Source organism: Paenibacillus sp. 01L418 (assembly GCF_056400045.1).
The window spans coordinates 1-3,257 of record NZ_JBFTSN010000585.1; the positions used below are offsets into that span (position 1 = coordinate 1).

The 3,257-nt window shown below is 43.5% G+C and carries 3 protein-coding genes; all 3 read right to left on the reverse strand.

Annotation, left to right across the window (positions count from 1 at the left end; genetic code table 11):
* On the reverse strand, positions 1-579 hold a 579-nt coding region (locus AC1DSE_RS33090), incomplete at its 3' end, for an efflux RND transporter periplasmic adaptor subunit (protein ID WP_477528902.1).
* Complete coding sequence (locus tag AC1DSE_RS33095; protein WP_441883032.1) at positions 551-1,282, reverse strand: ABC transporter ATP-binding protein; 732 nt, start codon at positions 1,280-1,282, stop codon at positions 551-553. The genes AC1DSE_RS33095 and AC1DSE_RS33090, both read right to left, overlap by 29 nt.
* 177 nt (positions 1,283-1,459) lie before the next feature.
* Positions 1,460-3,187, reverse strand: a complete 1,728-nt coding sequence (locus AC1DSE_RS33100; RefSeq protein ID WP_477510090.1) for a methyl-accepting chemotaxis protein — start codon at positions 3,185-3,187, stop codon at positions 1,460-1,462.
* Positions 3,188-3,257: the final 70 nt, after the last annotated feature.

Below are 3,257 nucleotides of genomic sequence, written 5' to 3' on the forward strand. Positions count from 1 at the left end.
ATAGGCTTTAATCAAATCGCCCTTCTGCACGTTAAGCGATACAATCGTTCCGGCAAATGGAGCTTTTAATGTCGCTTTCCCGATTTCCTCTTCCATATCGACTAGCTTCTGCTTCTGTTCTTCAAAAGCAATCAGCTTACCTTCGAATTCAATCGGATCCATTTCATCACGCTGGCGAAGCGTGTCTTTCATCTCATTTTCGACTTTCCTAAATGAAAGCCGCTCTTGCCGCAAGCTTTTGACCAGTACATCAACGTCCAGCTGACCTATCACTTGACCGGCTTTTACAGTTGTTCCTACTTTCACATTCAACTCCTTCAAATTCTTGCCGTCCAATGTGAAAAACATCGTCTCTTCTTCCAAAGAGATAAGCTTGCCGATCAGCGGTATCGAAGTTTCTAATGTCGTCGTCGTTACCTCATACTCAGGTTTCTTGGATATTTGTGCAGGGGCAATCTCAGGTATAACCTCTTCTTCATCTTCTGCGGGAAGCAATGAGCACCCGCTTGAAAGCACCAATGAAGCACTTAATACAACAACCATTGAACGCTTAAATAAATTTTCCGTCCACCATTTCATAGACAATGTCAGCAACCTCCAAAATCGTAGGATCATGTGTAGTCATACAAATAGAAACTTGTTCAGTGCGAATAATATTTTGGAAAACCGCCATAATTTGAGCTGACATGCCAGTATCAAGCTCTGCCGTCGGTTCGTCAGCAAGCAGCAGCATTGGTTTATGGGCGATCGCCTTAGCAATTGCGACCCGCTGCTGCTCACCGCCGGAAAGCTCGAAGGGTCGATGATTCATTCGGCGCTCCAAACCAACTAGTTCAAGACATTGCGTAACTCTATCCTTCCATTCCGCTCGTGGTACACCAGCCATCCGAAGAGACAGCTCCACATTCTCACGTGCGGACAATAGCGGCATAAGTGCGAAGGCTTGAAATATAAAGCCCATGTGCTTTCGCCTAACTAAAGTGCGTTGGTCATCGCTCATGCTGTGAAACTTCAAACCGTTAAACAAAATCTCTCCTTTGCTTGGCGTATCAAGCCCGCCCAAGCAATTCAGCAGCGTCGTCTTGCCAGAGCCTGATCTGCCTCTGAGCATAACTAATTGACGCTCCTTAAGCTCCATATTGATGCCCTTCAGTACAGGCAGCGGAGTTCCTCCAACCTGGAACGTTCGCTCTACATCAATAACTTTAAGCAGATCGCGTCTTTCCTCAGTCGTTTCTAACTGCTCTTCTACCTTCTGTTCTTCTTCCTGCGGAATGGCCATTAGCGCTTCCGATCCCTCCTCAACCAACTTTCATAATTCTCATCTTACATGATAGACGTAGGACATGCTCAAAAAGTTACGTCAAATTTAAACAACTTTTTAAAACCTTTTTCGAACAAAAAAAGCTGCTTTTAGCGAAGGCTTAAACTCCGCATAAAAAACAGCTTTTACATTATCTTACTTCACCTTGAAATGAGAAATAGCAAGATCCAAATCGCGTACAATTTCCTCTAAATGAACAGCTGCTGAAGAAATGTTATCCATCAAAGCAAGCTGCTCTTCCGTTGCGGCAGCAACATTTTCTGTCTTCTCCAGATTAACGGCAGCTGTAGCAGCCGTTTGCTGCATTGAGGCGCTTACTTGCTCCGAGCTGGCTGACATTTGCTGAGTAATTGCAGAATTTTCATGAATCTGCTCACTCATCTGTGTAATAGAAGCAACAATGACATCCAAGTTCTGACGAACCTCGCCTACCCGCGCGCTGCCTCGCTCCATTTCCAGAACCGTTTGCGACATATATGCCGAAGCTCCTGCAATTTCACTTCGGGTAATATCCACGAGTTGATGTATCCCGTCAGCAGATGCAAGGGATCCCGCTGCCAGCTTCCGAATCTCTCCTGCAACGACCGCAAAACCTCTGCCGTGTTCGCCTGCACGAGCTGCTTCTATTGATGCGTTCAGCGACAAAATATTCGTTTGGTTTGAAAAACTTGTTATATTCTCGGCAATTGCACCTATCTCCTTGGAACGATGCTCAAGCGTTTCAATTGTATTCGATAGTTTGCCAGTTACTGAGGTTACCTCGCTCATTTGATCAATTAACCGGAGCAGCGCTTCATGACCAAGTTCAGCCTGCTTAGAGGTTGAAGATGATTTATCGGCAATTGAGGCTGTGTTTTCTGCGATTCGTTGAATGCCTATCGTCATCTCTTCGATCGCTCTAGATGTTTCCTCCGCACCTCTAGCTTGTACTTCTGAGCCACTCGCTACTTCCTGAATATTTTGAGCGACATGCTCTGCTGCGTCTGCAGATTCCTTAGATGCAGTCGTTAACTGATCAGTTGAATTGGTCACTTCAGCTGCGTTGCTAGCAATACCGCTAATCAGCTGCTTTGTAGCTTCAATCATATGATCCACCGATTGCGAAATACGGCCAAGCTCATCCTTGCTGTATTTCTGATCCGGAAGAACCGTTAAATCCCCTTCTGCTACTCGCTGTGTCTTAAATACAACACTCCTGATTGTCTTCATTATATGACGCACTGTAAAGTACATAGCAATTAATATAACTAATGTAACTGCAATGATGCAGATTAAGAGAGTAAGCTGCGTTTTTCTAAGCTCATTTGTAATATCAGTAATCGTGGTTTGTGCATAAATTTTAATATTTTGACCGATTTCATCAATCCCTGTACGGCTTGTTAAGAAGCTATTATCGATCTGTTTATTTTGAAAATTGTTCTTTCCATCCGCTGCTGCTTTTACCGCTGCAACTGACCAGAAATTAAAATTAGCCTTAAACTCAATTAAAATTTGGTTTATGCTGCGCTCAGTTTCCCCTTCTGCTAAGTTCTGAAGTCCTTTCTCATATAAAATGGCTTGCGCTTCTCCTACCCTGTCTTCAACTTGTTTTATATTTTCGGCTAACTCCGCTCGAGCAGCGTCTGCATTTACTTGATCCAAAGTACCGGATTCCACTCTCAAGTAAGCTTGATAGGCCTGATACATATCCCTATCCGCGTTTAATACTAATGTGTCTACTTGATTAGAAGTTTCATAAATACGATCTGTCATGTCATTCAACACACGCCATTGCTCATTGAGCAAATAAAGCCCAGTAAATGCATAAAACATAAGTGGAACCAAAGACAACAAGACTAGCCTAACACGTAAAGACAATTTCATTAAAACCCCGCCCCTCAATTCATGACTATACTCTATAATTATTTATCGGAGACAAATAGCTATTAAGAAG

Excerpts from the sequence above, each read along its gene's own strand:
- AC1DSE_RS33100 (WP_477510090.1), bottom strand. The coding sequence starts at position 3,187 with ATGAAATTGTCTTTACGTGTTAGGCTAGTCTTGTTGTCTTTGGTTCCA.
- AC1DSE_RS33095 (WP_441883032.1), bottom strand. The coding sequence starts at position 1,282 with ATGGCCATTCCGCAGGAAGAAGAACAGAAGGTAGAAGAGCAGTTAGAA.